The organism is Geodermatophilus ruber, assembly GCF_900114385.1.
Taxonomy (GTDB): domain Bacteria; phylum Actinomycetota; class Actinomycetes; order Mycobacteriales; family Geodermatophilaceae; genus Geodermatophilus; species Geodermatophilus ruber.
In genome coordinates this window covers 383,155-409,706 of record NZ_FOSW01000002.1, presented here as the reverse complement: position 1 = coordinate 409,706, position 26,552 = coordinate 383,155, and the positions used below count along the sequence as shown (strand labels likewise).

General features: G+C 73.2%; 25 protein-coding genes. 14 read left to right on the top strand and 11 right to left on the bottom strand.

Going from position 1 to position 26,552, the window contains the following annotated elements:
* Positions 1–87: 87 nt before the first annotated feature.
* From BMZ50_RS04600 to BMZ50_RS04585, 4 genes are read left to right on the top strand one after another with little or no spacing between them, the layout of a single operon-like run.
* Positions 88–528 carry a phage holin family protein gene (locus BMZ50_RS04600; protein WP_091321667.1) on the top strand — a complete coding sequence of 147 codons (441 nt, stop codon included), beginning with the start codon at positions 88–90 and terminating at the stop codon, positions 526–528.
* Positions 525–914 carry a DUF3618 domain-containing protein gene (locus tag BMZ50_RS04595; protein ID WP_091321665.1) on the top strand — a complete coding sequence of 130 codons (390 nt, stop codon included), beginning with the start codon at positions 525–527 and terminating at the stop codon, positions 912–914. Before BMZ50_RS04600 ends, BMZ50_RS04595 begins: the two co-directional genes overlap by 4 nt.
* Positions 911–1,186, top strand: coding sequence for a DUF4235 domain-containing protein (locus BMZ50_RS04590; RefSeq protein WP_091321663.1), 276 nt, complete (start codon positions 911–913; stop codon positions 1,184–1,186). Before BMZ50_RS04595 ends, BMZ50_RS04590 begins: the two co-directional genes overlap by 4 nt.
* A gap of 1 nt (position 1,187) precedes the next feature.
* Positions 1,188–2,312 (top strand): YihY/virulence factor BrkB family protein, encoded by a 1,125-nt coding sequence (locus tag BMZ50_RS04585; RefSeq protein ID WP_091321661.1) that lies wholly within the window; start codon positions 1,188–1,190, stop codon positions 2,310–2,312.
* 16 nt (positions 2,313–2,328) lie between these two features.
* Here BMZ50_RS04585 and gcvT read toward each other — a convergent pair whose 3' ends face one another.
* On the bottom strand, positions 2,329–3,447 hold the full coding sequence (gcvT, locus tag BMZ50_RS04580; RefSeq protein WP_091321659.1) for a glycine cleavage system aminomethyltransferase GcvT: 1,119 nt from the start codon (positions 3,445–3,447) through the stop codon (positions 2,329–2,331).
* A gap of 111 nt (positions 3,448–3,558) precedes the next feature.
* On the opposite strand from gcvT, the gene BMZ50_RS04575 reads away from it, so the two are divergent.
* The gene (locus BMZ50_RS04575; protein ID WP_091321657.1) at positions 3,559–5,073 is read left to right on the top strand and encodes a leucyl aminopeptidase; all 1,515 of its coding nucleotides are present in this window, start codon (positions 3,559–3,561) and stop codon (positions 5,071–5,073) included.
* Between the two features lie 82 nt (positions 5,074–5,155).
* Here BMZ50_RS04575 and BMZ50_RS04570 read toward each other — a convergent pair whose 3' ends face one another.
* On the bottom strand, positions 5,156–5,503 hold the full coding sequence (locus BMZ50_RS04570) for an oxidoreductase (protein WP_091321656.1): 348 nt from the start codon (positions 5,501–5,503) through the stop codon (positions 5,156–5,158).
* A gap of 155 nt (positions 5,504–5,658) precedes the next feature.
* Between BMZ50_RS04570 and lpdA the strand changes: the two genes are divergently transcribed.
* From lpdA to BMZ50_RS04555, 3 genes are all read left to right on the top strand, one after another.
* Positions 5,659–7,038: a dihydrolipoyl dehydrogenase gene (gene lpdA, locus BMZ50_RS04565; protein WP_091321654.1), complete on the top strand. Its 1,380-nt coding sequence runs from the start codon at positions 5,659–5,661 to the stop codon at positions 7,036–7,038.
* A gap of 48 nt (positions 7,039–7,086) precedes the next feature.
* Positions 7,087–8,859, top strand: coding sequence for a 2-oxoglutarate dehydrogenase, E2 component, dihydrolipoamide succinyltransferase (gene sucB, locus BMZ50_RS04560; protein WP_091321651.1), 1,773 nt, complete (start codon positions 7,087–7,089; stop codon positions 8,857–8,859).
* A 76-nt stretch (positions 8,860–8,935) separates the two neighbouring features.
* Positions 8,936–9,841 carry a TIGR01777 family oxidoreductase gene (locus tag BMZ50_RS04555; protein WP_091321649.1) on the top strand — a complete coding sequence of 302 codons (906 nt, stop codon included), beginning with the start codon at positions 8,936–8,938 and terminating at the stop codon, positions 9,839–9,841.
* A 4-nt stretch (positions 9,842–9,845) separates the two neighbouring features.
* Here BMZ50_RS04555 and BMZ50_RS04550 read toward each other — a convergent pair whose 3' ends face one another.
* The gene (locus tag BMZ50_RS04550) at positions 9,846–11,489 is read right to left on the bottom strand and encodes a serine/threonine-protein kinase (RefSeq protein WP_091321969.1); all 1,644 of its coding nucleotides are present in this window, start codon (positions 11,487–11,489) and stop codon (positions 9,846–9,848) included.
* 203 nt (positions 11,490–11,692) lie between these two features.
* Positions 11,693–12,313 (bottom strand): antibiotic biosynthesis monooxygenase, encoded by a 621-nt coding sequence (locus BMZ50_RS04545; RefSeq protein ID WP_091321647.1) that lies wholly within the window; start codon positions 12,311–12,313, stop codon positions 11,693–11,695.
* Positions 12,314–12,535: 222 nt separating this feature from the next.
* On the opposite strand from BMZ50_RS04545, the gene BMZ50_RS04540 reads away from it, so the two are divergent.
* Together BMZ50_RS04540 and lipB are read left to right on the top strand one after the other, a co-directional pair.
* Positions 12,536–13,270, top strand: coding sequence for a Type 1 glutamine amidotransferase-like domain-containing protein (locus tag BMZ50_RS04540; RefSeq protein ID WP_091321645.1), 735 nt, complete (start codon positions 12,536–12,538; stop codon positions 13,268–13,270).
* Between the two features lie 22 nt (positions 13,271–13,292).
* Positions 13,293–13,934, top strand: a complete 642-nt coding sequence (gene lipB, locus BMZ50_RS04535) for a lipoyl(octanoyl) transferase LipB (protein WP_091321642.1) — start codon at positions 13,293–13,295, stop codon at positions 13,932–13,934.
* A 37-nt stretch (positions 13,935–13,971) separates the two neighbouring features.
* On the opposite strand, the gene leuS is transcribed toward lipB, so the two are convergent.
* Positions 13,972–16,863 carry a leucine--tRNA ligase gene (leuS, locus tag BMZ50_RS04530; protein WP_091321641.1) on the bottom strand — a complete coding sequence of 964 codons (2,892 nt, stop codon included), beginning with the start codon at positions 16,861–16,863 and terminating at the stop codon, positions 13,972–13,974.
* Between the two features lie 339 nt (positions 16,864–17,202).
* Entirely contained in the window at positions 17,203–18,132 is a 930-nt protein-coding gene (locus tag BMZ50_RS04525; RefSeq protein ID WP_091321639.1) for an LLM class F420-dependent oxidoreductase, read from the bottom strand.
* 117 nt (positions 18,133–18,249) lie between these two features.
* Between BMZ50_RS04525 and BMZ50_RS04520 the strand changes: the two genes are divergently transcribed.
* The 3 genes from BMZ50_RS04520 to BMZ50_RS04510 all read left to right on the top strand — a co-directional run bounded on the left by BMZ50_RS04520 (position 18,250) and on the right by BMZ50_RS04510 (position 21,208).
* Positions 18,250–19,281, top strand: a complete 1,032-nt coding sequence (locus tag BMZ50_RS04520; protein ID WP_091321636.1) for a hypothetical protein — start codon at positions 18,250–18,252, stop codon at positions 19,279–19,281.
* A gap of 78 nt (positions 19,282–19,359) precedes the next feature.
* Complete coding sequence (lipA, locus tag BMZ50_RS04515) at positions 19,360–20,334, top strand: lipoyl synthase (protein WP_091321634.1); 975 nt, start codon at positions 19,360–19,362, stop codon at positions 20,332–20,334.
* A 49-nt stretch (positions 20,335–20,383) separates the two neighbouring features.
* Positions 20,384–21,208 carry a DUF4191 domain-containing protein gene (locus BMZ50_RS04510; protein WP_091321632.1) on the top strand — a complete coding sequence of 275 codons (825 nt, stop codon included), beginning with the start codon at positions 20,384–20,386 and terminating at the stop codon, positions 21,206–21,208.
* Positions 21,209–21,232: 24 nt separating this feature from the next.
* Here the strand turns inward: BMZ50_RS04510 and BMZ50_RS04505 are convergent, their stop codons facing one another.
* Positions 21,233–21,652 (bottom strand): RDD family protein, encoded by a 420-nt coding sequence (locus BMZ50_RS04505; RefSeq protein WP_091321630.1) that lies wholly within the window; start codon positions 21,650–21,652, stop codon positions 21,233–21,235.
* Between the two features lie 167 nt (positions 21,653–21,819).
* Here BMZ50_RS04505 and glnA point away from each other — a divergent pair, with 167 nt between their 5' ends.
* Positions 21,820–23,253: a type I glutamate--ammonia ligase gene (gene glnA, locus BMZ50_RS04500; protein ID WP_091321628.1), complete on the top strand. Its 1,434-nt coding sequence runs from the start codon at positions 21,820–21,822 to the stop codon at positions 23,251–23,253.
* Positions 23,254–23,279: 26 nt separating this feature from the next.
* On the opposite strand, the gene BMZ50_RS04495 is transcribed toward glnA, so the two are convergent.
* The 4 genes from BMZ50_RS04495 to BMZ50_RS04480 form a co-directional block, all read right to left on the bottom strand.
* Positions 23,280–24,029: a tyrosine-type recombinase/integrase gene (locus BMZ50_RS04495; RefSeq protein WP_218146096.1), complete on the bottom strand. Its 750-nt coding sequence runs from the start codon at positions 24,027–24,029 to the stop codon at positions 23,280–23,282.
* 165 nt (positions 24,030–24,194) lie between these two features.
* The gene (locus BMZ50_RS04490) at positions 24,195–24,668 is read right to left on the bottom strand and encodes a GNAT family N-acetyltransferase (RefSeq protein ID WP_091321626.1); all 474 of its coding nucleotides are present in this window, start codon (positions 24,666–24,668) and stop codon (positions 24,195–24,197) included.
* Between the two features lie 78 nt (positions 24,669–24,746).
* Complete coding sequence (locus BMZ50_RS04485; protein ID WP_218146095.1) at positions 24,747–25,415, bottom strand: class I SAM-dependent DNA methyltransferase; 669 nt, start codon at positions 25,413–25,415, stop codon at positions 24,747–24,749.
* Positions 25,416–25,594: 179 nt separating this feature from the next.
* Positions 25,595–26,281 (bottom strand): alpha/beta fold hydrolase, encoded by a 687-nt coding sequence (locus BMZ50_RS04480; protein WP_218146094.1) that lies wholly within the window; start codon positions 26,279–26,281, stop codon positions 25,595–25,597.
* Positions 26,282–26,552 lie beyond the last annotated feature (271 nt).

The window sequence follows — 26,552 nt, the reverse complement described above, 5'->3', positions numbered from 1 at the left end:
CCGGAGTGTGACCTGGGTCTGGTTACCCCTTCGGCCATCGGGGGCATGTGAGGGCATCGACCGCCGAGCCGAGGAGCGTCCGAGCCGATGACCCAGCCATCCGCCAGCGGGGCCCACGCCGCCGCCGCGCCACCTCCCCCACCCGAGGACACCTCCACCGGGCAGCTCGTCGGCCAGCTCACCGAGCAGATCTCACGGCTGGTGCGGGACGAGACTCGGCTGGCGCAGGCCGAGGTGACCCAGAAGGCCAAGCGGCTGGGCGTGGGCGCCGGCCTGTTCGGGGGCGCCGGCCTGTTCGGGTTCTTCGGGCTGGCCGCCCTGATCACCACCGCCGTTCTCCTGCTGGACCTCGTCCTGCCCGCGTGGGCGGCCGCGCTGGTCGTCACCGCGGTCCTCTTCCTCATCGCCGGCGTCCTCGCCCTGCTCGGCCGGAAGGACGTGCAGGAGGCCACGCCGCCGGTCCCGACGGAGGCGATCGCCAGCACGAAGGCCGACATCGCGACGGTGAAGGAGAGTGTCCGCCGATGACCGCTCCCCAGGAGAACGGCCCCGCCGACCCGGACGCCATCAAGGCCGACATCGAGGCCACCCGCGAACAGCTGAGCCGCACCGTCGACGAGCTCAGCCAGCGGCTCGACGTGCCGGCGCGCGCCAAGGAGGGCGCCGCGCGCGCCAAGGACACCGCGGTCGAGACCTACCGGGAGAACCCGCCGGTGGTCCTCGGCGCCGGGGTGGGCCTGGTGGCCCTCGTCGGCCTGCTCGTGTGGCGGCGACGGACGAAGGACCGGCGCGCGGCCGCTCGTGCGGCGCGACGGGCCGCCGCGCAGCTCGCCGCGCGCCGGAAAGCCGCGCGGAGCACCGGCAGGAAGAGCACCCGGAAGGCCCGCCGGGCCGCGAGGAGGACGACGAAGTGAGCAGCAAGGGAGCCAAGCTCGCCTACCGGCCGATCGGCCTGCTGAGCGGGATCGTCGCCGGCGCGATGTCCGGCGCGATCTTCAAGCAGGTCTGGAAGAAGGTGGCCGGCGAGGACGACGCACCGGCCGCGCTGCAGAGCGAGTACCGGATGCGCGAGGTGGTCCTGGCCGCCGCGCTGCAGGGCGCCATCTTCGCCGCGACCAAGGCGGCGGTCGACCGTGCCGGCGCCCGCGGCTTCACCAAGCTCACCGGCTCCTGGCCAGGTGACTGACGTGTCCGGTCCCCGGCCTCGTGAGAGCGCGGTCGACCGCATCCGGGAGCGGGTCGAGGAGAAGGCCGCGCGCCGGGCAGCCGCGCGAGCGGCCGCCGAGCGCGGCCCGCACCCCGACGCGGCGAAACCTCCCGCCGGCGCACCGAGCGAGCAGCAGCTGCCCGGCCTCCACGCCGACAAGCCGACCCAGATCCCGCTGCGCGGCTGGGTGCAGATCGTCAAGCGGGCGTGGGCCGAGCACAAGGCCGACAACATGCCGATCATCGCGGCCGGGGTCGCCTTCTTCGGCTTCCTGGCGATCTTCCCGGCGCTGATCGCGACGATCTCGATCTACGGCCTGGTGGCGTCCCCCGAGACGGTGGCGCGGCAGGTCGAGGAGCTGTCCAAGCAGCTGCCCGAGAGCGCAACGCAGCTCATCGAGACGCAGCTGACCTCGATCACCCAGAACAGCGAGCAGTCGCTCACCGTCGGGCTGATCATCTCGATCCTCGGTGCCCTGTGGAGCGCCTCCAGCGGGGTCGGTTACCTGATCACCGCGGTCAACCTGGCCTACGACGAGGTGGAGACCCGCGGCTTCATCAAGCGGAAGCTGCTCTCGCTGGCCCTCACGGTAGGCGGGATCGTCTTCGTGCTCGTCACGTTCACCCTCGTCGCCGTCGTCCCGGCGGTGCTCGAGGACCTGCCCATGGGCGTGGTCGGCACGATCCTCGCCCAGGTGGTGCGCTGGGTGCTGCTGCTGGGCGTGTTCGCCGGTGGGCTGGCCGTGATCTACCGGGTGGCGCCGGACCGGGACGCCCCGCGGTTCAGCTGGGTCAGCCTCGGTTCGATCGTGGTCACGATCGCGTGGGCGCTGGTGAGCCTCGCGTTCAGCTTCTACGTCGACAACTTCGGGTCCTACAACCGGACCTACGGGGCGATCGCCGGCGTCATCGTGCTGATGCTGTGGCTGTACCTCACCTGCTACCTGGTGCTGCTGGGCGCGGAGATCAACTCCGAGGCCGAGCACCAGACCGCGCGGGACACCACCACCGGCCAGCCGCAGCCGATGGGCGAGCGGGACGCGGAGATGGCCGATTCGCTGCCGGACCCGCCGGAACCGACGAGGACGTCCCACCAGCGCGCCTGAGCGGAGCCGGCTGCGCTCAGCGCACGTGCGCGGGCACGAAGGGCGGCCGCACGACCGTCACCGGCTGCGGCCGCCCTCGCACGTCCACGGCCAGCTCGTCGCCCTCGGCCACTCCCGCCGTCGTGTCGACCAGTGCGAGGGCGATCCCGGTGCGCAGGGTCGGCGAGAAGGTGCCGCTGGTGACCGCGCCGACGCGGGCGCCCTCACTCCCCAGGACCGCCATGCCCGGCCGCGGGATCCCCCGGCCGGTGGCCCGCAGGCCCCACAGCAGGCGGGCGGGACCGGTCTCCTTCTCGGCCAGCAGGGCCGACCGCCCCCAGAAGGCGGGCTTGCGCCAGCCGACCGCCCACCCGGCGCGGGCCTGGTTCGGGGTGATGTCCACGGAGAGCTCGTGCCCGTGCAGCGGGTAGCCCATCTCGGTCCGCAGGGTGTCCCGCGCCCCGAGGCCGCACAGCTGCAGCCCCTCGTCACGCCCCACGTCCACCAGCACGTCCCACAGCTCCCCGGCCCGGTCGGCGGGCACCAGCAGCTCGTACCCGTGCTCCCCGGTGTAGCCGGTCCGGCAGACGGTGACCTCGGTCCGCCCGCCGCCGGTGCCGGTCACGAAGGACATGTAGGGCAGCTCGCCGGGCAGTCCCAGGAACGACAGCACCTGCGCGGACTTCGGTCCCTGCACGGCGAGGACGGCGACCTCGGCGTGCCGGTCGACGACGGCGACCCCGGCGGGCGCGGCCTCGGTCAGGCGCGCGACCACCTCGGCGGCGTTGGCCGCGTTGGGCACGAGCAGGACCTCGTCCGGGCCGTGCAGGTAGACGATCAGGTCGTCGACCACCCCGCCGGCCCGCGGATCGCCGTCGGGCAGGCAGCACATCGTGTACTGGGCCTGCCCGGGCCCGATGCGGGAGAGGTCGTTGGTCAGGCACGCGTCGACGAAGGCGGCCGCCCCCGGCCCGCGCACGGTGACCGTGCCCAGGTGTGAGACGTCGAAGAGCCCCACCGCGTCACGGACGGCGGCGTGCTCGGCCAGCACTCCGCCGCCGGCGTACTCGATCGGCATCGACCACCCGCCGAAGTCGGCCAGCTTGGCGCCGGCTGCGACGTGCCGCTCGTGCAGGGGCGAAGTCCGCGCGCTCACGCTGGGCACGCTAGCGACGGCGGCCCCGCCCCGCCTCCTCCGCCGCCCTCCTCCCCGGCCTCCTCCCCGGCCTGGCCGAGCGGAAGCGCTGGCGGAGCCTAGGATCGAACGGTGCCGTCGACGATCTCCGCCACCGACCGCCCGCTCGAGAAGCTCTCTGCCGACGCCGTCGTCGTCGGTGTCGGCCGGGGGCCCGACGGGCCGCTGCCCACCCCGGGCGCGGAGGCCGTGGACCGGCTCCTGGGTGGCCGCCTGCTGCCGGCGCTGGCCGACCTCGGCGCGCGCGGCGCGGAGGACGAGGTCACCCGGGTGCCCACCCTGGGGCAGGGTCCCTTCCCGGTCGTGGCCGTGGTCGGCCTGGGCGCCCCGGAGACGGGCGGCGGGTACTCGGCCGAGGCGGTGCGCCGCGCCGCGGGAGCGGCCAGTCGGGCGTTGTCCGGCCGGGCGTCCGTCGTGACGCTGCTCGCCGCCGTCGGCGGGACGCCCGACGACCTGCGTCTGCACGCGGTCGGCGAGGGCAGCCTGCTGGGCGCCTACGAGTTCACCGCCTACAAGTCCGACCTGACCGCCGACCGGCCGACGCCGCCGCGGGAGTTCACCGTCGTGGTCCCCGACGCCGGGCAGGCCAAGGCGCCGCTGGCCCGCTCGCGGGCGGTGGCCGACGCGGTGAGCCTGGTCCGCGACCTGGTCAACACCCCGCCCAACGACCTCTACCCGGCCGAGCTGGCCGAACGCGGGGCCACCGTGGGCAAGCGCGCCGGGCTGGCGGTCGAGGTGCTCGACGAGGCAGGGCTGGCCGCGGGCGGGTACGGCGGCATCCTCGCCGTCGGCTGCGGGTCGGCCCGCAAGCCCCGGCTGCTGCGGCTGACCTACTCCGGCAAGAAGGCGCGCAAGAAGATCGCGCTGGTCGGCAAGGGCATCACCTTCGACAGCGGCGGCCTGTCCATCAAGCCGGCGCTGAAGATGGAGGACATGAAGAGCGACATGGCCGGTGCCGCGGCCGTGATCGCCACGGTCTGCCTCGTGGCCGAGCTTGAGCTGCCGGTCGAGGTGACCGCCACCGTGCCGATCGCCGAGAACCTGCCCAGCGGCACCGCCTACCGGCCGGCCGACGTGATCACCTTCCGCAACGGCAAGAAGGCCGAGATCACCAACACCGATGCCGAGGGGCGGGTCGTGCTGGCCGATGCCCTGGCCCGGGCCGCGGAGGACTCGCCGGACTACCTGCTGGAGACCGCCACCCTCACCGGCGCGCAGATGGTCGCCCTGGGCGCCCGCACCGCCGGTGTCATGGGCAGCGACGATCTGCGCGACGCGGTGGTCGCGGCAAGCCGGCGCAGCGGCGAGGCGATGTGGCCGATGCCCATGCCGCCCGAGCTGCGCCGGGGCCTGGACTCGCCGGTCGCCGACTTCGTGAACGCCAACGCCGACCGCATGGGCGGCATGCTGGTGGGAGCGCACTTCCTGGCGGAGTTCGTGCCCGCGGGCCTGCCGTGGGCGCACATCGACATCGCCGGCCCGAGCTACAACACCGGCGCCCCGTGGGGGTACACGCCCAAGGGCGGCACCGGCGTCCCCGTGCGGACCCTGCTGGCCACCATCGAGGACCTCATCGCCGCTGGGTGACGTACCGGAGCGGCCCCCGTGAGGGCCCCGTCCCGAGGCTCGCCCCGAGCCTGCGACCAGTGAGGAGGGCGGGGTCCTTCACCTAGCGAGTGGTGGGGGGACGGTGGTCCTTCGACCAGTCCCGCATGCGCTGCGGATAGCCGGTCACCTGCGCGTCGTAGACGGGCACGCCCAGGTCGCGGGAGAGCCGGCGCGCGGTGTCGGGCCCGTCGATCCGGCGACGGGTCCACTCGCCGTCGGCCGCCACCAGCACGATCGTCGTCTCGGTCACCGCCGTCCGCGGCTCCACGTAGCCCTCGACGCCGCGGCGGGTGGCGACGAACTGCTCCAGGTGAGCGAGGTCCGCCCGCCCGGCGCCACGGTCGAGCGTGGCGCGTCGGTGACCGTCCGATGCACTCCTCCGGCGCCGCAGCCGATCGCCCAGCCCCATGCCCCACCCCTGTCCTGCCCGGTCCCAGCGCGCGCCGCGACGTCAGCGCAGGAAACGGCGGTTCCCGCCTCCGCGTTCCCGGAGTGGCAGGATGAGCGCGGACATTCCGCCCCGCCGCTGGCGCGGGGCTGCACCGAAAGCATCGAGGAGCACCTGTGAGCGCACCCACCTCCCCCGCCGACCTGGTCATCCTCGGTGGTGGCTCGGGTGGCTACGCCGCCGCGCTGCGCGGGGCCGAGCTGGGCCTGTCCGTCGTCCTCATCGAGCGGGACAAGGTCGGCGGCACCTGCCTGCACCGCGGGTGCATCCCCACCAAGGCCCTGCTGCACAGCGGCGAGGTCGCCGACCTGGCCCGCGAGGGCGAGCAGTTCGGCGTGAAGACCTCCCTGGCCGGGATCGACATGGACGGCGTAAACGCCTACAAGGACGGCGTGATCTCCCGGCTGCACAAGGGCCTGCAGGGGCTCATCAAGAGCCGGAAGATCACCTACGTGGAGGGCGAGGGCCGCCTGGTCTCCCCCACCGCCGTCCAGGTGAACGGCCAGACCTACGAGGGCCGCCACATCCTGCTGGCCACCGGGTCCTACGCCCGCAGCCTGCCGGGCATCGAGGTCGACGGCACCAAGGTGATCACCAGCGACCACGCGCTCAACCTCGACCGCGTGCCGACGTCGGCGATCATCCTCGGCGGCGGCGTCATCGGCTGCGAGTTCGCCAGTGCGTGGAAGTCCTTCGGCGTCGACGTGACGATCGTGGAGGCGCTCCCCCACCTCGTCCCGCTGGAGGACGAGGCCTCCTCCAAGCTGCTGGAGCGCGCCTTCCGCCGCCGGAAGATCGAGTTCTCGCTCGGCAGCCGGGTGTCGGGGGTGCAGACGACCGCCGACGGCGTCGCGGTGTCCCTGGAGAACGGCAAGACGTTCGAGGCCGAGCTGGTGCTCGTCGCGGTCGGCCGCGGTCCGGTCAGCCAGGGCCTGGGCTACGAGGAGGCCGGGGTCGCCATGGACCGCGGCTACGTCCTGGTCGACGAGTACTGCCGCACCAACGTGCCGACCATCTCCGCCGTCGGCGACCTCATCCCCACCCTGCAGCTGGCCCACGTCGGCTTCGCCGAGGGCATCCTCGTCGCCGAGCGGCTGGCCGGGCTGACCCCGGCGCCGATCGACTACGCCGGGGTGCCGCGGGTGACCTACTCCGATCCGGAGGTCGCCTCCGTGGGCCTGACCGAGGAGCAGGCCCGGGCCCAGCACGGCGAGATCGAGACGCTCACCTACGACCTCGGCGGCAACGGCAAGAGCCAGATCCTCAAGACCTCCGGCGCGGTCAAGCTCGTCCGCGCCAAGGACGGGCCCGTCGTCGGCGTCCACATGGTGGGCAGCCGCGTCGGTGAGCTCGTGGCCGAGGCGCAGCTCATCTACAACTGGGAGGCCGAGCCCGAGGACCTGGCCGCCCTCATCCACCCGCACCCGACGCAGAGCGAGGCCCTCGGCGAGGCCCACCTCGCGCTGGCCGGCAAGCCGCTGCACGTCCACGGCTGACCCCGCACCACTCCCACCTATCCAGCATTTCGAAGGAGCACCGCCCCGATGCCGACGTCTGTCACCATGCCCGCCCTGGGCGAGAGTGTCACCGAGGGAACGGTCACTCGCTGGCTCAAGCAGGAGGGTGAGCAGGTCGAGGTCGACGAACCCCTCCTCGAGGTATCGACCGACAAGGTCGACACCGAGATCCCCTCGCCGGCTGCCGGCGTCCTGACCAAGATCCTGGTCGCCGAGGACGAGACCGTCGAGGTCGGCGCCGAGCTCGCCGTCATCGGCGGGGACGGCGCCGGCAGCGCGCCGGCCGCGCCGGCCGCTGAGGAGCCCCAGGCCGCTGAGGAGCCCCAGGCCGCCGAGGAGCCCGAGCCGACCCCCGAGCCCGCGCCCCAGCCGGCGGCCGCCGCGCCCGCGCAGCCCGCCGGCGGCCCGAGTGGCCAGGGCGGGGGCGAGGGCACCCCGGTGACCATGCCGGCCCTGGGCGAGAGCGTCACCGAGGGCACCGTCACCCGCTGGCTGAAGTCCGTCGGCGAGGAGGTCACCGCCGACGAGCCGCTGCTGGAGGTCTCCACCGACAAGGTGGACACCGAGATCCCGGCCCCGGTCTCCGGGACGCTGCTGGAGATCACCGTCAACGAGGACGAGACCGTCGATGTCGGCGCCCAGCTGGCGGTCATCGGCACGGGGGCTGCCGGCGGCGGCGCCCCGGCCGCGCCCGAGCCGCAGGCCGCTCCTGCCCAGCCGGCCCCCGAGCCCGAGTCGCAGCCGGCCCCGGCCGCCGCGCAGGCCACCGCGCCCCCGAGCGCCCCCGAGCCGCAGAGCGTTCCGGCGCCCCGCCAGGCTCCCGCCCCTGCCCCGACCCCCGCGCCCGCGGAGGCCGGTGACGGCGCCGGCACGTACGTGACCCCGCTGGTCCGCCGGCTGGCCGCCGAGCACGGGGTCGACCTGGCCAGTGTCCAGGGCACCGGCGTGGGCGGGCGGATCCGCAAGCAGGACGTCCTCGCGGCCGCCGCGCCGGCAGCGCCAGCCGCCCCGGCTCCCGCCGAGGCCGGTCGGACGGCGCCGAAGCCCTCCCCCGCGGCCATGCCCGACACCTCGCTGCGCGGGCGCACCGAGAAGCTGTCCCGGCTGCGCAGCGTCATCGCCCGCCGGATGGTGGAGTCGCTGGCGGTCAGCGCCCAGCTGACCACGGTCGTCGAGGCCGACGTCACGGAGATCGCCCGGCTGCGCGACCGGGCCAAGAGGGACTTCGAGGCCCGCGAGGGCGTCAAGCTCTCCTTCCTGCCGTTCTTCGCCAAGGCGGCGGTCGAGGCCCTCAAGGCCCACCCGGCCGTGAACTCCTCGATCGACCTCGAGGGCGGCACGGTGACCTACCACGACGCCGAGAACCTGGGCATCGCGGTGGACACCGACCGCGGCCTGCTGGTGCCGGTCATCAAGGACGCCGGGGACCTCAGCCTCGGCGGGCTCGCCCGCAAGATCGCCGACCTGGCCGAGCGGACCCGCACCAACAAGGTCACCCCCGACGAGCTCGGTGGCGGCACGTTCACGCTGACCAACACCGGCAGCCGTGGCGCCCTGTTCGACACGCCGATCATCAACCAGCCGCAGGTGGCGATCCTGGGCACCGGCACCGTGGTCAAGCGCCCGGTGGTGGTTCAGGACCCGAACCTCGGCGAGGTGATCGCGGTTCGGTCGATGGTCTACCTGGCCCTCACCTACGACCACCGCATCGTCGACGGCGCCGACGCCGCCCGGTTCCTCACCACCGTGCGCGAGCGGCTGGAGGCCGGACAGTTCCAGGGCGAGCTCGGCCTCGCCTGACCGCCTCCGATCGGGGCCCCGGCAACCGCCGGGGCCCCGATCCGTTTCTGCCGACCCGGCCGCTCGGAGGAGAGAGATGAAGGTCGCCGTCACCGGCTCGTCCGGGCTCATCGGCAGCCGCCTGGTGCCGGCCCTGCGCGCCGACGGGCACGAGGTCCTACGGCTGGTCCGGCGGACCCCGCGCACCGCCGACGAGCACCGCTGGGACCCCCAGCACCGGCGGATCGACCCGGCCCTGCTGGCCGACGTCGACGCGGTGGTCAACCTCGCGGGTGTGGGCATCGCCGACCGCCGCTGGACGCAGAAGCACAAGCAGCGGGTGCTGACCAGCCGCGTGGACGCCACCACGACCATCAGCCGGGCCATGGCCGACGCCGCCGCGGCCGACCCCACGCGCCGGCGTGTGCTGCTCTCCGGCTCGGCGGTCGGCTGGTACGGCGACACCGGGGACCGGGTGGTCGACGAGACGGCTCCTGCCGGCACCGACTTCCTGGCCCGGGTGTGCACCGAGTGGGAGGCGGCCACGGCGCCCGCGGTGGAGGCCGGGGTGCGGGTGGCGCTGCTACGGACAGGACTCGTCCTCGGCCGAGGTGGGCTGCTGGGCCGGATGGCGCCGCTGTTCCGCCTCGGCCTCGGCGGCCGGCTGGGCTCGGGACGGCAGTACTGGCCGTGGATCAGCCTGACCGACGAGGTCGACGCCATCCGCTTCCTCCTGACCGCCCCCGTGGCCGGCCCGGTCAACCTGACCGCCCCGACCCCGGTGCCCAATGCGGAGTTCTCGCGGGCGCTCGGCCGCGTGGTGGGCCGCCCGGCCGTGCTGCCGGTCCCGGGGGTCGTGCTCCGCGCCGTGCTGGGCGAGTTCGCCCCGATCGGCGTGCTGGCCGGCCAGCGGGCCGTACCGGCGCAGCTGCAGGCCGCCGGGTTCACCTGGACCCACCCCGACCTGGAGCCCGCGCTCCGAGCGGCCCTCGGCCGCCGCTGACGCCTCACCCGACCCGTTCCGCGGCCTCGATCCGCCAGCCGGCGTCGGTGCCGACGAGCGTCATCCGCACCTGCGCCGCCTCGCGCCCCTCCACCGATCGCGACGGCGGCCCCTCCGGCGCCGCACTCGCCACGACCTCGTACGGCGCCCACGTGTCGACGATCTGCAGGGTCACGCGCCCCTCGGCGTCCGGCCCCTCCGCGCTGTCGACCCGCACGACCGTGGGAGCGAACCCCCGGAGCCGTTCCCCCGCCGCGCGCAGCGCCTCGACGAGGCCCCGGTCGGCCGCCAGGAGCGGGCTGCCCGGGGCATGGACGTCCGTGAGCGTCTCCGGTGACGCCGAGGCGAACGCCGCGGCCCGCCGCTCGTACAGCTCGGTGAGGACCTCGCCCCAGCCGGCCGCCGAGTCCGGCACCCGGGACGGCTCCACCACCGCCGGATCCGCGGCACCCCCTGCCCGTGCCTCGGCACCGTCCCCGGCCGGGCCCGCCGGTGCCGCCTCCGCGGAGAGGGGCGGCACCGCGTCGGCCACGCCGGCCGCCGGACGCGTGCCCGGCTCCGCCGGCTGCCCCCACCGGCTTCCCGTCCACACGACCGCGGCCAGCACCACCACCGCGGCCGCGAGCACCCCGGTGCGTCGCAGCGGGGTCCCCGCCCCGGGACCCCGGTCGCGCAGCCCGCGCCGGCCGGCCGGCTCCACCACCGGAGCCGCCAGGCGGTGGCGTCCGGGTGCCCGGTGGGTCAGCTCGGTCCGCGGGCCCCGGCCGGTCCGTCCCAGCTCGTCGTCGGGCACTCCGGGAACCGGCAGCCGCACCGGCTCGGGGCGGCAGGCGTGCCGCAGGTCGAGGGCGAAGGCCGCCGCCGAGCCGCGTTCGTGCGGATCGGCCGAGAGCCCCCGGGCGACGACGGCGACCAGCTCGGCCGGCGCGTCCGGTGCGAGCTCGGCCAGGTCCGGCAGCGTGCCGCCGGCGGCAACGTGGAGCGTGTCCGCCGGGGTGGCCGCGTTCCAGGGGGCGACCCCGGTCAGCGCGTGGAAGGCGGCGGCCGCCACGCCGAACACGTCCGACGCAGGCCCGGGGGCACCGCCCCGGGCGACGGTGGGATCGACGTAGGCCGGGGTGATCTCACCGGCGGCGCTCTCCCCCAGCACCCGTGCCACACCCAGGTCGGTCAGCACCGGCCGGCCCTCGGCGGTGAAGACGATGTTGCCGGGCGAGAGGTCACCGTGGATGACCCCCCGCTCGTGGGCGTGCGCCAGCGCGGCAGCCACCGGCGCGATGGCGGTGACCACCTCGCCCGGGCGCAGCCGGCCGCGACGGGCGAGCAGGGCCGCGAGGCTGCCCCCGGGGAGCAGCTCCAGCACCAGCGCGACCCGCGGCTCCCCGCCGCGGCGGGGCTGGTGGACCACCTCGAGCAGCCGCACGAGGTGGGGATGGTCGAGCTCGCCGAGCAGCGCGGCCTCGCGGGCCTGGCGCTCGGGGTCGCCCGCGACGAGCACCTTCACCGCCACCGGATCGCCACCCGAGCGGGGCACCGCCTGCCACACCTCCCCCGACCCGCCCCGCCCCAGCAGCCGGTCCAGGTGGTATCCGGGGACGACCGGGGGCCGGGAGGGCTCACGCGGCTCATCGCGCGGGGACGTCGGCATGGCGGGGACCGTAGGCGGTGCGGCGCCCTCCCCGCCGGCGTCGTCCACAGGTCACCGGCCGTCCACAGGTCGGGCGCTGCTCTCGCCGCGAATGGAGATGAGCCGTGCCCGCCGAGGGCCCGCAGCCGACGGAGCCGGTGGCCACGAGGTCAGCACACGCATCCCGGCCGGTGCCCCGCGGCGGGTGGACGTCGGGGCCCGGTTCAGACCGTCTCGGGCACCCGGAGGTGGGCGAGCAGGAGTTCCATCTCGGCGACCTCCAGGACCTCCACCCCCATGCCGGGGGCAGCCGCCTGGCGGGCCCGCTCGGCCTCCTGCCGCACCCGCTCGAGGGACTCCCGGTTCTCGTACGCGGTCACACCCCACATGCGACCGCTCTGCCGGTTGACCATGAGGCTGACGCTGCAGAAGCCGGGCCGCTCCTCGAGCTGCGGCATCACGTCCCTGCGGAAGACGTCGAGGGCCTGGTCCACCCGGCCCGGGTCGGTGCGGGTCCGGACGACGGCCGCGGCGGCGCCGTCCCCGGTCTGCCGCGCGCGGTGCAGCACGGCGATCTCCCACTCCTCGACCTCGAGCTCCCCGCCGAACGTCTGCTGGAACCGCTCCCGCATCGGGTGCATGCGCGGTTCGCTGGCCCGCATCGACTCCTCGTCCCGCCACGCGGACGTGATGATGCTGCGGCCGGTCTCGCGCTCGCCGAGCATCGACAGACCGACGAAGCCGTCCATCTCCTGCAGCACCGGCAGCACCTCGTCGCGGACCCAGCGCGCCCCCTCGTCGAGTGCCTTCGGGACCCCGCGGATGGTGGTGGATCGGGCGTACATGCCACCGCTCCTCTCTGAAACGTGTCCTCGTCCGGACCGTGTCCGCGGAGCGGGTCTCCGGAGCTGGAGACGACGCCCCGGCGGGCATGCCGGTGGCCTACGCTCCTCGCCCGCGGGCCGGGGGACAACCGTCCGCTGCGGCCCCTAGGTTCGGCCCATGCCGCTTCCCGCCCGCGCCGTCCTGCGCACCCCGCGCCGCACCGACCAGGGAGCCTCCTGACCGTGCCCGCGTCCGCGCCGACCATCCTCGCCACCAGCATGGGCTTCGCCTCCCGCGGACGCGGGCCCTACGACTGGGCGCCCGGGCCCGTCTTCGACCTGGCCGTGCAGCTGGCCGGCGCGCCCCGGCGCCCGCGGCTGTGCTACCTGGGCACGGCCACCGGCGACGACCCGGTGCGGGTGGCCGGTGTCTACGGCGCCTTCGCCGGCAGCGCGGTGCAGGTCAGCCACCTGAGCCTGTTCCCGATGCCCACCGTGCCCGATGTCCGCGCCCACCTGCTGGCCCAGGACGTCATCTGGGTGGGCGGGGGAAGCGTGGCCAACCTGCTCGCGGTGTGGCGGGTGCACGGGCTGGACGACGTCCTCGCGGAGTGCTGGCGCGCCGGCGTGGTGCTCGGCGGCGTCTCGGCCGGCTCGCTGTGCTGGCACGTCGGCGGCACCACCGATTCCTTCGGGCCCGACCTGCGACCGGTCACCAACGGGCTCGGGTTCATCCCGACGTCCAACGGGGTCCACTACGACTCCGAGGAGCAGCGCCGCCCCCTCTACCACCGGCTGGTGGCCGACGGCACCCTGCCGCCCGGTCACGCCACCGACGACGGCGTCGGGCTGGTCTACCGCGGCACCGAGCTGGCGGAGGCGGTCGCCGACCGGCCGGAGAAGGCGGCCTACCGGGTGGCGCCGGGTCCGGACGGCACCGTGATCGAGACCCGGATGGAACCGCGACGGTTGCGTTGAGCACGCGTCCTAGGCTGGGTCCGTGAGCGAGCTGCGAGTGGTCCGTGCCGGCCTGGTTCCCTACGAGGAGGCCTGGGCGCAGCAACGGGAGCTGCACGCCCGGCGGGTCGCCGGGGAGGGCCCGGACACCCTGCTGCTGCTGGAGCACCCGTCGGTCTACACCGCCGGCAAGCGCACCCTTCCGCACGAGCGGCCGTTCGACGGGACCCCGGTCGTCGACGTCGACCGCGGCGGCAAGATCACCTGGCACGGGCCGGGGCAGCTGGTGGGCTACCCCATCGTGCGGCTGGCCGACCCGGTCGACGTGGTCGCCCACGTCCGGCGCCTGGAGAGCGCCCTCATCGACGTCTGCGCCGGCCTCGGGCTGGCCACGGAGCGGGTCGAGGGGCGCAGCGGCGTCTGGGTGCGCGCCGACGAGCGGGGGCCGGACCGCAAGGTCGCCGCGATCGGCGTCCGGGTGGCCAGGGGCGTGAGCATGCACGGCTTCGCGCTCAACTGCGACCCCGACATGACGGCGTTCGCGAACATGATCCCGTGCGGGATCGTCGACGCGGGGGCCACCTCGCTGACGGCCGAGCTGGGCCGCGACGTCCCCGTCGCCGAGGTGATCGCCCCGGTGGAGGCCGCCATGCGTCGCGTCCTCACCGCCGTGCCGGTCGCCTGAACCGGCACGGGAGGGCGCGTGCTGCGCGCCCTCCCGCTCAGCCGAGGACGAAGTTGACCAGGCGCCCGGGCACCGCCACGACGCGGCGCACCGTGGCCCCGTCGAGGTAGCCCGCGATCCGCTCGTCGGCGCGGGCCGCCGCCTCCAGGGCCCCCGCGTCGGCGTCGGCCGGCACCGTGACCTGCGCGCGCACCTTGCCGTTCACCTGGACGGCCACCTGCACGGTGTCCTCGACCAGCCAGCGCTCGTCGGCCACCGGGAACGGCGTCCACGCCAGCGACTCGGCGTGCCCCAGCCGCGCCCACATCTCCTCGGCGATGTGCGGGGCCAGCGGCGCCACCATCAGCACCAGCGGCTCGGCCACGGAGCGCGGCACCGGCCGGTCGGCGCCGTACGCCGAGGTCAGGTGGTTGGTCAGCTCGGTGATCCGGGCGATCGCGATGTTGAACCGCAGCGTGCCGAACCCGTCCCGGACGCCGGCGATCGTCCGGTGCAGGGCGCGCAGGGTCTCCTCCGACGGCTCCATGTCGTCGGCGGCCCGGACCCCCCCGGTCTCCTCGTCGACGACCACCCGCCAGACCCGCTGCAGCAGCCGCTGCGAGCCGACGACGGCCTTGGTCTCCCACGGCCGCGACTGGTCCAGCGGACCGGTCGACATCTCGTACACCCGGAAGGTGTCGGCGCCGTACTGCCCGATCATCTCGTCGGGCGTGACCATGTTCTTCAGGCTCTTGCCGATCTTCCCGTACTCGCGGTTGACCGGCTTGCCGTCGTGGAAGAACTGCCCGTCGCGCTCCTCCACCTCGGCGGCGGGCACGTAGAAGCCGCGCTCATCGGTGTAGGCGTAGGCGGAGATGTAGCCCTGGTTGACCAGCCGGCGGAAGGGCTCCTCGCTGGAGACGTAGCCCAGGTCGAACAGCACCTTGTGCCAGAAGCGGGCGTACAGCAGGTGCAGCACGGCGTGCTCGACCCCGCCGACGTACAGGTCGACGCCGCCGACGTCGCCCTCGCCCCGCGGGCCCAGCCAGTAGCGCTCGTTCTCCGGGTTGACCATGCGCTCGTCGTCGTCCGGGTCGACGTAGCGCAGGTAGTACCAGCACGAGCCGGCCCAGTTGGGCATCGTGTTGGTCTCGCGGCGGTACTTCTTCGGCCCGTCGCCCAGGTCCAGCTCGACCGTCGTCCAGTCGGTGGCGCGCGAGAGCGGCGGCTCCGGCGCGGACTCGGCGTCGTCGTCCTCGAAGGTCTTCGGCGAGTAGTCGTCGACCTCGGGCAGCAGCACCGGCAGCATCGACTGCGGCACGGCGACCGGCAGGTCGTGCTCGTCGTAGACGATCGGGAACGGCTCGCCCCAGTAGCGCTGCCGGCTGAACAGCCAGTCGCGCAGCTTGTAGGTGACCGTCGCCTCGCCGGCACCGCGGGCCACCAGCCACTCGGTGATCCGCCCGATCGCCTCGGCCTTGCCCAAACCGTTCAGCGAGATCTCGTCGTTCGCCGAGTTGATCATCGGGCCGGCGCCGGTGTACGCGCCGCCCTCGAAGTCCTCCGGCGGCTGCACGGTCCGGATCACCGGCAGCCCGAACTTCTCCGCGAACTCGAAGTCACGGGTGTCCTCGCCGGGCACCGCCATGATCGCGCCGGTGCCGTAGCCGGTCAGCACGTAGTCGGCGATGAACACCGGCAGCTCGCGGCCGTTGACCGGGTTGACGGCGTTGACGCCCAGCCAGACGCCGGTCTTCTCGCGGGCCTCGTTCTGCCGGTCCAGCTCGGAGCGCCGGGAGGCCTGCCGCTGGTACTCGGCCACCGCCTCGCGCGGGGTCGCCGCACCGCCGGTCCAGCGCGGGTCGGTGCCGTCGGGCCACGCGTCGGCGGTCAGCGCCTCGACCAGCGGGTGCTCCGGCGCCAGCACCATGTAGGTGGCGCCGAACAGCGTGTCCGGGCGGGTGGTGAAGACCTCGATGACCTCGTCGCCGACGGAGAAGCCGATCCGCGCGCCGGCCGAGCGGCCGATCCAGTTGCGCTGCATCTGCTTCAGCGAGTCCGACCAGTCCAGCCGGTCCAGGTCGGCCAGCAGCCGCTCGCTGTAGGCGGTGATCCGCATCATCCACTGGGTCAGCGGACGGCGGAACACCGGGAAGTTGCCGCGCTCGGAGCGCCCGTCCGCGGTGACCTCCTCGTTGGACAGCACGGTGCCCAGGCCCGGGCACCAGTTCACCGGCGCCTGGTGCAGGTAGGCCAGCCGGTGCGCGTCGACGACGGTGCGCTTCTCGACCTCGTCCAGCTCGGCCCACGGACGGCCGAACGGGTTCGTGCCCGACCCGGGCTCCCGGGTGCCGGCGTCCAGCTCGGCGACCAGCTCCTCGATCCGCCGTGCCCTGCCCGCCCGCTCGTCGAACCAGGACCCGAAGATCTGCAGGAAGATCCACTGGGTCCACTTGTAGTAGGTCGGGTCGATCGTGGCGAAGCTGCGGCGCTCGTCGTGGTCGACGCCCAGCCGGCGCAGCTGCGCCTTGATCGCCGCGATGTTGGCCTCGGTGGTGACCCGGGGGTGCTGCCCCGTCTGCACGGCGTACTGCTCGGCGGGCAGGCCGAAGGCGTCGTAGGCCATGGGGTGCAGCACGTTGTCGCCGTCCATCCGGCGGAACCGGCTGGTGACGTCGGTGCCCAGGTAGCCCAGCGGGTGCCCGACGTGCAGGCCCGCACCCGAGGGGTACGGGAACATGTCCATGACGAAGTACTTCGGCCGGTCGGCGACCCGCTCGAAGCCCTCGCTCAGCGGGCCGACCGGGTTGGGCGTGTGGAAGGTGCCCTCCCGCTCCCACCGGTCCTGCCAGGCGAGCTCGATCCGCTGCGCCAGCGCGGGGGTGTACCGGTGCGGAGGGACGTCGCCCGTCCCCTGCTCGGCGTTCGGCTGGTCGGCCGTCTGGCTCATCGTTCGTGCTCCCGGGTCTGCGGTACCGGCGGCGGACATGAAAAGACCCCTCGCGCAGGAGGGGTCGCCGTGCTGTCTGGAGGTCTCAGATCAGCACGGCTGCGCAAGGAGGAGCCGCCTGGTCACGGCGCCCAGCCTACTCCCGGGCCGCGTCCGGGCGTCGGGCACGGCCTCGACGTCGATGCTGCGGTGCACGTCCCCCCCAGCAGGTGCGGGTCGAGGTCCTCGTCGCCCAGCCCGGGGATGCAGCGGATCCCCCACCGGCCCAGCGCCTCGACGATCGGCTCCAGCTGCTTGCCTGACGGGCTCGGCCGGTAGGCGACCCGGCCACCCTCACGGTCAGTCCAGCTGCGGGGCCACCTCGGAGGCGACCAGGTCCAGATGGTCGAGGTCGGACAGGTCCAGGACCTGCAGGTACACCCGCGAAGCCCCGGCCTCGGCGTAGCGGCCCAGGACGTCGACGACCTCGGCGGGGGTGCCCGCTGCCCCGTGCGCGCGCAGCTCCTCGACGTCCCGGCCGATGGCCGCGGCCCGCCGGGTGAGCTCCGCCTCGTCCCGGCCCACGCAGAGCACCAGCGCCGAGCTGTACACCAGCGACGCCGGCTCCCGCCCCGTCTCCTCGCAGGCCTCCCGCACCCCGGCGAAGCGCGTGGCGTTGTCCTCCACCGAGGCGAAGGGCACGTTGAACTCCGCGGCGTACCGGGCCGCCAGCCGGGGCGTACGGCGCTTGCCGTGCCCGCCGATGATGACCGGCACCCCGCCCGGCTGGACCGGCTTGGGCAGGGCCGGTGAGTCCGCCAGCTGGTAGTACCGCCCGGCGAAGTCGAACGTCTCGCCGACGGGCGTCCCCCACAACCCCGTGACGATCGCCAACTGCTCCTCGTACCGGTCGAAGCGCTCGCGCACGTCGGGGAACGGGATGCCGTAGGCCCGGTGCTCGGCCTCGAACCAGCCGGCGCCGATGCCCAGCTCCACCCGGCCGCCGCTCATCTGGTCGACCTGCGCCACGGAGATGGCCAGCGGGCCGGGGAACCGGAACGTCGCCGCCGTCATCAGCGTGCCGAGGCGGATGCGGCTGGTCTCCCGCGCCAGCGCCGCGAGCGTCACCCAGGCGTCGGTCGGCCCCGGCAGCCCGTTCCCGCCCATGGCCAGGTAGTGGTCGGAGCGGAAGAACGCGTCGAAACCGGTCTCCTCGGTGCGGCGCGCGACGGCCAGGAGGTCGTCGTAGGTGGCGCCCTGCTGCGGTTCGGTGAAGATGCGGAGCTGCACCGGAGAACGTTATCGAGGACCTTCGGCGACCGCCGTCCGGAGATCCGTTCGGGGTGTGCTGACCGCGGCGAGCGGGCAGGATGGGCCGCCGAGACGATCAACTCGGAGGTGCATCCCGTGTTCCGCAAGAAGACGCACGGCCAGATCATCGGCGACGAGCTCCACGAGGGCTTCAGCCACCTCGGCACGGCGATGGCAGAGGCCGGCCGAGTGGCGGCGGAACAGCTCGCACCGCGTGTGGAGGCCGCGCGCGAGGCGACCACCCCGGCGCTGCACGCCGCGCAGAAGGCGGTGGCCCCCAAGCTCGCGGCCGCTGCAGCCGTGGCCGCACCCGCGGTCGCCTCGGCCCGGGAGAGCCTGGCCCCCCGCATCGGGGCGGCCCGGGAAGCGGCCGCCCCGCGCGTCGCCGCGGCGATGACCGCGGCGCACGAGGCGACCGCCAAGGCCGCGGCCGACCTCGGCCCGCGGTGGGAGGCGGCTCGGGAGGCCGCGCAGAAGACGCTGGAGAAGGACGTCGCCCCGCGGCTGAGTGCGGCGCAGACCGCCGCCCTGGCCTACGCCGCGCCCAGGGTGATCGCCGCCCGCGAGGCGGTGATCCCGGCCCTGGAGAACGCCCGTGGCACGATCAGCGCCGGCCTGGGCAGCGCCCTGGAGGAGCTCGAGCTCCGCCGCGAGGAGCTGACCGCCACCACCGCCAAGGCGCGCAAGCAGGCGGCGAAGAAGCGGCGCAAGCTGGAGAAGAAGGCGGCGAAGACGGCCACCTCCGTCAAGCGGAAGGTCGGCATGGAGCGCGAGCCCCGCCGCTGGCCCTGGCTGCTCGCCGTCCTCGGAATCTCCGCGGCCGTCGCCGTGCTGCTGCGGCGGCGGCGCAAGTCCGAGGACCTGTGGACGCCGGCCCCGACCGGGGACGGCCCCGTGCCCAGCTACCGGGAGGATCCCGTGCCCAGTTCACCCAGCAGCGGCCGGACGGTCTCCTCGGCCCAGACCTCCCCCGGCGACGCCACGCCGCCCGACAGCGACCTGGGCACGCAGCCGCAGAACCTCGCGTCCGAGCCCGACCGCGCGTTCCGGACCCCGGACACCGCGACCGGCGGCCCGGCCGACCACACCCCGGAGGAGGAGCCCGAGGACGGCGCTCCCCGCGGCTGAGATCCGTACCTCACCAGCCCCGACGCCCCCGCTGCGTGGCAGCGGGGGCGTCGCGCGTCGGGAGTACCGTGGCCGATCATGAGTGAGACGGTGGCCCCGACCCCCTCCTCGGACGCTCCCCTCGCGCCGGGTGGCCGCAAGCTGCTGCGCCTGGAGGTCCGCAACAGCCAGGTCCCGATCGAACGCAAGCCGGAGTGGATCAAGACCCGCCTCAGGACCGGCCCGGAGTACACCGAGCTGAAGTCTCTGGTCCGCCGCGAGGGGCTGCACACCGTCTGCGAAGAGGCCGGCTGCCCCAACATCTACGAGTGCTGGGAGGACCGGGAGGCGACCTTCCTCATCGGCGGCGACCAGTGCACGCGGCGCTGCGACTTCTGCCAGATCGACACCGGGAAGCCGGCCGACTTCGACGCCGACGAGCCGCGCCGGGTCGCCGAGAGCGTCGCCACGATGCAGCTGAGGTACGCCACGGTCACCGGCGTCGCCCGTGACGACCTGCCCGACGGCGGGGCCTGGCTGTACGCCGAGACGGTCCGCCAGATCCACGCTGCCGTCCCCGGCTGCGGCGTGGAGCTGCTCATCCCCGACTTCGACGCGAACCCCGACCAACTGGCCGAGGTCTTCTCCTCCCGCCCCGAGGTGCTCGCGCACAACGTCGAGACCGTGCCGCGGATCTTCCGGCGCATCCGCCCCGGCTTCCGCTTCGAGCGCTCGCTGTCGGTGATCACCGCTGCCCGGGAGGCGGGCCTGGTCACCAAGTCCAACCTGATCCTGGGCATGGGCGAGGAGCCGCACGAGGTCGTCGAGACGATGCAGGCGCTGCACGACGCCGGTTGTGACCTGCTCACCATCACCCAGTACCTGCGCCCCTCGCCGCGGCACCACCCGGTGGTCCGGTGGGTCAAGCCCGACGAGTTCGTGGAGTTCCAGAAGACGGCCGAGGAGATCGGCTTCCCGGGCGTGCTGGCCGGGCCGCTGGTGCGCAGCTCCTACCGGGCCGGGCGGCTCTACCAGCAGGCCATCGAGGCCCGCGGGCTGACCCGCCCCGCCTGACTCGCGGCGGGTCGGCTCGGCACGGGAACCAGCGCCCTATCCTGGTGACATGGCACGCAGCAAGCCCACCGGCTCCCCCGCACCGACCGGCAAGGCCGGGCGGGGCCCGAGCACCGGCACCAGCGGCCGGGGCGGCTCCGCTGCCGGCACGAAGGCGCCGAAGCTCGACAAGAAGGGCCAGCCGAAGGTCGGCCGGCTCAAGAAGGTCGGCAACCAGGCCCGCATGATCAAGCAGGCCTACTCGTTGACCCGCAAGAACGACCCCAAGCTGCCGTGGATCATGCTCATCGCCTTCGTGGTGGTGGCCGCGGTCATCGAGCTGCTCGGGATCCTCTTCGGCTCGCCGTTCCTCTTCCTGCCGGTCACGATCCTGTTGGGTGCGCTGGCCGCCCTGATCATCTTCGGCCGCCGTGCGCAGGGCTCGGCCTACCGGCAGGTGGAGGGCCAGCCCGGCGCCGCCGCCTGGGTGCTCGAGGGCATGCGGGGCGACTGGCAGGTCTCCTCGGGTGTCGCCGGCACCACCCAGCTCGACGCCGTGCACCGCGTGCTCGGCCGCCCGGGCGTGATCCTGGTCGCCGAGGGCGCGCCGTCCCGGGTGCGCCCGCTGCTGGCCCAGGAGAAGAAGAAGATCGCCCGGGTCGCCGGGGACGCCCCCATCTACGACATCGTCGTCGGTGACGAGGAGGGGCAGGTGCCGCTGCGCAAGCTCAGCGCGCATGTGATGAAGCTGCCCCGCAACCTCTCCGGTGGCGAACTCAATGCCCTGCGCCGGCGGCTGTCGGCCCTCGGCGGCGGGCGCATGCCGGTGCCCGGCGGCCCGCTGCCCGGCGGCCGGCAGATGACGGTCAGCCAGCGGCAGGTCCGCCGCCGCTGAGCAGGACCACGCCGGGCTGCGGGCTCAGGCCCGGACGACGGCGGTGTCGGTCAGCCGGTCGTGCAGCCCGCGGCCGTCGCCGTCCACGACCAGCGCCGGCACCAGCAGCAGGAGCAGCGCCGTCCGGACGACGGCCCGCCACACCGCCAGCCGGGAACCGGGCCGCGGGTGCGCCAGGCGCAGTCCGAGCAGCCGCATCCCCGGGGTCTGGCCGAGCGCGGTGAGGGTGATCACCGTGACCAGGCCGAAGGACAGCAGGCTCCAGTTGCCCGGCAGGTCGGGGGCGGTGAACAGCCCGGCGATGAGGGCGGCGGCGATCGCGTCGATGACGAAGGCGCCGCTGCGGCTGGTGAAGGTCGCCAGGGATCCCGGGCCCTCGGGGGGTAACCCCAGCGAGGCGCCGCGACGACTCTCCTGAGAGGGTGGTTGTGCATCCCTGACCATGACAGCCAGCGTAGGGCCCGGCCCGGGCGGCGCCTCGAGACGAGGAGCGGACGCCCGGCGCGACACGCCGGAAGCGTTGTTACGGGTCTGAAACATAGGGGACACCCGAGGGCAACTCCCCGCTCATAACGTGCGGTTCGGCTGTTCTGCCCAATACCGGAGGATCGATGTTCACCAGTCCCGACGAGGTCGCCGCCTACATCCGCGACAACGACGTCGAGTTCGTCGACGTCCGCTTCTGCGACCTGCCCGGCGTCATGCAGCACTTCACCATCCCGGCGTCGACCTTCGGCGAGGACACCTTCTCCGAAGGCCTGGGCTTCGATGGGTCGTCGATCCGCGGCTTCCAGGCGATCAACGAGTCCGACATGCTGCTGCTGCCGGACGCCAACAGCGCGTACCTGGACCCGTTCCGCACGCACAAGACGCTCAACATCAACTTCTTCATCCACGACCCGATCACGCGCGAGGCCTACAGCCGCGATCCGCGCAACGTGGCGAAGAAGGCCGAGGCGTACCTGGCCAGCAGCGGCATCGCGGACACGGCCTACTTCGGGCCGGAGGCGGAGTTCTACATCTTCGACTCGGTCCGCTACAACACCGGGATCAACGAGGGCTACTACCACATCGACTCGATCGAGGGCTCCTGGAACACCGGCGCCGCGACCAACGCCGACGGCAGCCCGAACCTGGGCTACAAGACCCGCCCCAAGGGCGGCTACTTCCCGGTCGAGCCGTACGACCACTACAGCGACCTGCGCTCGGAGATGATGCGCAACCTGACCAACGTCGGGCTGGAACTCGAGCGCGGGCACCACGAGGTGGGCACCGCCGGTCAGGCCGAGATCAACTACAAGTTCGACACGCTGCTGCGGTCGGCCGACAGCCTGATGCTGTTCAAGTACATCATCAAGAGCACCGCCTGGGCGCACGGCAAGACGGCGACGTTCATGCCCAAGCCGCTGTTCGGTGACAACGGCTCCGGCATGCACTGCCACCAGAGCCTCTGGAAGGACGGCGAGCCGCTCTTCCACGCCGAGACCGGCTACGCGGGCCTGTCCGACACCGCCCGTCACTACATCGGCGGGCTGCTCGCGCACGCCCCGTCGCTGCTGGCCTTCACCAACCCGACGGTGAACAGCTTCCACCGCCTGGTTCCGGGCTACGAGGCCCCGATCAACCTCGTGTACTCGGCCCGCAACCGCTCGGCCTGCTGCCGCATCCCGATCTCGGGTGACAACCCGAAGGCCAAGCGCATCGAGTTCCGCGTGCCCGACCCGTCGGCGAACCCCTACCTCGCCTTCTCGGCGATGATGATGGCCGGCCTCGACGGCATCAAGAACAAGATCGAGCCGCCGGCCCCGGTGGACAAGGACCTCTACGAGCTGCCGCCCGAGGAGGCCCTGGGCATCGAGAAGGTGCCCGCGTCGCTGGACGCCGTCCTCGACAACCTCGAGACCGACCACGACTACCTCATCGAGGGCGGGGTGTTCACCCCCGACCTGATCGAGACGTGGATCGAGTACAAGCGGGAGCACGAGATCGACCCGATCCGCCTGCGCCCGCACCCGCACGAGTTCGCGATGTACTACGACATCTGAGTCTCGCAAGCCGCTGACCAGGGCTTTTAGTGCTGATCAGCGGCCGTAGTCCGCAACGAGTCCGCACGAGCAGCCAGAACCGCACCCACGGCTGCGCGTGCGGACTCGTTGCTGTCCGGCCACAGATGCCCGTACGTGTCGAGCGTGGTCTTCGCGCTGCCGTGCCGGAGCCGGTGCTGGACGACCTTGACATCCAGACCGGAGGCGATCAGCAGGGAGGCCAGGTAGTGCCGGAGGTCGTGGAAGCGAAAGTCCTCCGGCAGACCGGCGACCTTCCGTCGAGCTGACCTGATGGCCCGCTCGATGGCCCACGTGGACGTCTGCCGGCGGAGCCCGTCCGTGACCAGGAAGTCGCCTCCCCATTCCGCCACGGCCGCCGACAACTCGAGCGCGAGCTCGTGCGGAATGGGCAACGGCGTCCGGGACGTCTCGGTCTTGAGCTCCTCCCCCGGTCCCTGCTGGACCGGGCGAATCACGCCGCGCATGAAGTCGACGTCGGCGACCCGCAGCCCCACGGCCTCCGCCGTTCGGAGTCCGACGAAGGCGCCGAGGAGGACAGCCGGCCTCAGGTGCGCGGGGACCGCGTCGTGGAGTGCCCAGACCTGGGCTGTGGTGGCGACGAAGGGTCGCGGTTTGCCGGCGCCCGGAGACGTTCGCCTCGAGCACGGGTTGCGAACGAGGATGCCGTCATGCACGGCGTCGCTCATGACCTGTGACAGCCGGTTGTGCAGCGCGTAGACGTAGGACGGCGCGAGGCCATCCGCCTTGAGCTCCACCCTCCACGAGCGGACCGACGACGGCCGCACCGCCGAGAGCGGCATCGGACCGACGCCGCGGTGATCTGGGCGACGTGCACCCGCGCCTGCCGCACCGTGCGCGGGCGGCGGGTCGCGTAGCCGGCCAGCCGTCCGGTAGCCGTTGGCTGAACGGGACGCAGTGAGTTAAAGGGCGAGACGGTAGATGTGCTCGACTACGTCCCGACCTACGCCGTCGGCATATGAGGTCTCGGTACCGACCTGCACGAATCCCGCCCGAATGAGCACCTTGGCAGAGCCGGTGTTGTGCTGGGCGACGCGTGCGAACAGCGGCCTCGTCACCTCGACCTGAACGAACGCTTCGAGGGCCGCCGATCCAATCCCTCGACCCCATCGGGATGGGTCGATCCAGTAGGAGACTTCCCGCTCGCCCTCCATGGAGAAGCTCGCGATCATTCCGGCCAGGCCGCGTTCGTCATCGATGGCACGCATAGTCACGTCAGGATCGTTCCGGACGCGCTCGTAGTGCGCATCGAACGACGACCGATCAGAGGGATCGGCTCGCGTGAAGGCCGCCATCACAACAGCATGCGGATCTCGCTCCCACTCGAAGAGCTGATCAAGGTCGGCATCTTCGAGCGCCCGCAACGTCACGCCCATGCGATCACATTAGTAAGCACGACCGACAGAACCGCGCCGCTCCGGTAAACCATATGTGAGCGGACTATCGGGATGGGCTCAGCTTGGCCGACGAGCGGCGAGGACCATCTGAGCGGGGAGAGCGGGAACCAACGGGTTGGCAGGGGTCGGTGGCAGCCGCAACTCGGCGACCGTCTCGAGGCCGGCCTGAGAAAGCAGGGTGGTCAGCTGCTGGGGCTGCCACAGATGGGTCGTCCAGGTGACCGGCATGCCGTAGACCTCCGTGCGCTTGATCTCGCCGTCGCCTACATGCGTGCCCAGCAGGAGCTGCCCACCGGGAATCAGCGCCCGGGCGAGCGACGTGAGCACGCCGGGCAGCACGTCGCGGGGCAGGTTGAACAGCGACCACCACCCAAGGGCACCGCCGAGCGAGCCCTCGGCCAGGTCGAGCTCGGTGGCGGAGGCCACGGCAAAGCGCAGAGCGGGGTGCAGCCGGCGGGCGTGCTCAACCATCCGAGGTGACAGGTCGACACCAGAGACATCCACGCCCAGCCCCGCGAGGTGGGCGGTGACCGTTCCCGGACCACAGCCGACATCAAGCACCGGCCCGAGCGCGCGGACCTCCTCGGCGAACGCTCCGAGCACGGCGCGCAGCCACGGGGCCGGCGCCAGGTCACCGACGCCCATCGCCACGTAGTTGTCGGCAACCCGGTCATAGGACGCCCGCACCCATTGCAGGTCCGCGGGCTGCACAACCGACTCAGACACAAAGACCGAGGTTAGAGGCTGATCGGCGCTGCTCCGCCCGTTACAGAGACCGCGTGTCACCGTCACCGCTCGGGGATCCATCGCGGGACGGCGGCCATCTGGTACCAGGCAGGCCTCCGGTGCGCCGGTAGCCCTTCGGCTTGCGGGACGGCGAGCGAGCATGTTGCCGCTCCGGCCAATCACGCCTCGGTGGTGTGGTCGATCAGCGTGTCGATGAGCCGCTCCCAGGTGTGCGGCGGCGGCAGTTGGTGGCCGACGTCGTGGAGCTCGATGAGCCTGGCGCCGGGGATGGCGCCGGCGAGCGCTCTGCCGTGAGCGAGGGGGCACAGCGGATCGGCGGTGCCGTGCACCACGAGGGTGGGAAGGCCCTCGAGCCGGCTCAGTCGCGGATCGCTGGGGCCGTCTGAGTCGAGGAGGAAGTGGTTGGTCATGCTTGCGGCGATGTCATTGGTGCGGTCGAACACCCGACCGGCAATGGCGCGCAGGCGCGGCTCGTCGAAGTTGCCCGGGCCGGCGTACGGGCGCTCGCCTTCGACGATGTGGTCGATGACGGCGTCGCGGTTGTGCCAGTCGGGCTCGGCGCTCTCCTCGGCGAAGGCGGCCTGCAGCTCCGGGGTCATGCCGGGCAGGCCCTCGACCCCGGGATCGATCGGGCTCGTGGACATCAGCGTCAGCGTCGCCAGCCGGTCGCGATGCTCGAGCGCCAAGTACTGCGCGATCCCGCCCCCCATCGACAGGCCGACCACATGGGCGCGGACGATGCCGAGACCGTCGAGCACCGCGACCGCGTCGCTGACCAGATCCGCTCCGGTGTAGCCAGGGACGCCGGGCGGATAGCTGGTCGTAGCGCGCAACCAGGCGCCCACGGTCGGCCAACCGGCGGCACAGCTCGTCCTCCCACCAGTCCATCGACCACGTCGCTCCGCCGATCAGCAGGATCGCGGGATGCGCCGAGTCGCCGATCGCTTCGACGCAGAGGTCAGCGTCTCCGTCGACACGGACCGTCGTCCTCTCGCTGCTCGTGGCGTTCATGAGGCTCTTGTAGTCATCGAGCACACCTTGTCCATGCCGAAAAGACTCAATGCCAACGCCGAAGTCATCGGGTCCGGCAGCGAGAACGACGCGTCCGCTTCGCGG

What these genes read in the sequence shown, in the direction of transcription:
- BMZ50_RS04600 (WP_091321667.1), top strand. Translation starts at nt 88, where the DNA reads ATGACCCAGCCATCCGCCAGCGGGGCCCACGCCGCCGCCGCGCCACCT.
- BMZ50_RS04595 (WP_091321665.1), top strand. Translation starts at nt 525, where the DNA reads ATGACCGCTCCCCAGGAGAACGGCCCCGCCGACCCGGACGCCATCAAG.
- BMZ50_RS04570 (WP_091321656.1), bottom strand. Translation starts at nt 5,503, where the DNA reads ATGGGGCTGGGCGATCGGCTGCGGCGCCGGAGGAGTGCATCGGACGGT.
- sucB (WP_091321651.1), top strand. Translation starts at nt 7,087, where the DNA reads ATGCCGACGTCTGTCACCATGCCCGCCCTGGGCGAGAGTGTCACCGAG.
- BMZ50_RS04555 (WP_091321649.1), top strand. Translation starts at nt 8,936, where the DNA reads ATGAAGGTCGCCGTCACCGGCTCGTCCGGGCTCATCGGCAGCCGCCTG.
- BMZ50_RS04550 (WP_091321969.1), bottom strand. Translation starts at nt 11,489, where the DNA reads ATGCCGACGTCCCCGCGCGATGAGCCGCGTGAGCCCTCCCGGCCCCCG.
- BMZ50_RS04545 (WP_091321647.1), bottom strand. Translation starts at nt 12,313, where the DNA reads ATGTACGCCCGATCCACCACCATCCGCGGGGTCCCGAAGGCACTCGAC.
- leuS (WP_091321641.1), bottom strand. Translation starts at nt 16,863, where the DNA reads ATGAGCCAGACGGCCGACCAGCCGAACGCCGAGCAGGGGACGGGCGAC.
- lipA (WP_091321634.1), top strand. Translation starts at nt 19,360, where the DNA reads ATGAGTGAGACGGTGGCCCCGACCCCCTCCTCGGACGCTCCCCTCGCG.
- BMZ50_RS04510 (WP_091321632.1), top strand. Translation starts at nt 20,384, where the DNA reads ATGGCACGCAGCAAGCCCACCGGCTCCCCCGCACCGACCGGCAAGGCC.
- BMZ50_RS04505 (WP_091321630.1), bottom strand. Translation starts at nt 21,652, where the DNA reads ATGGTCAGGGATGCACAACCACCCTCTCAGGAGAGTCGTCGCGGCGCC.
- glnA (WP_091321628.1), top strand. Translation starts at nt 21,820, where the DNA reads ATGTTCACCAGTCCCGACGAGGTCGCCGCCTACATCCGCGACAACGAC.
- BMZ50_RS04490 (WP_091321626.1), bottom strand. Translation starts at nt 24,668, where the DNA reads ATGGGCGTGACGTTGCGGGCGCTCGAAGATGCCGACCTTGATCAGCTC.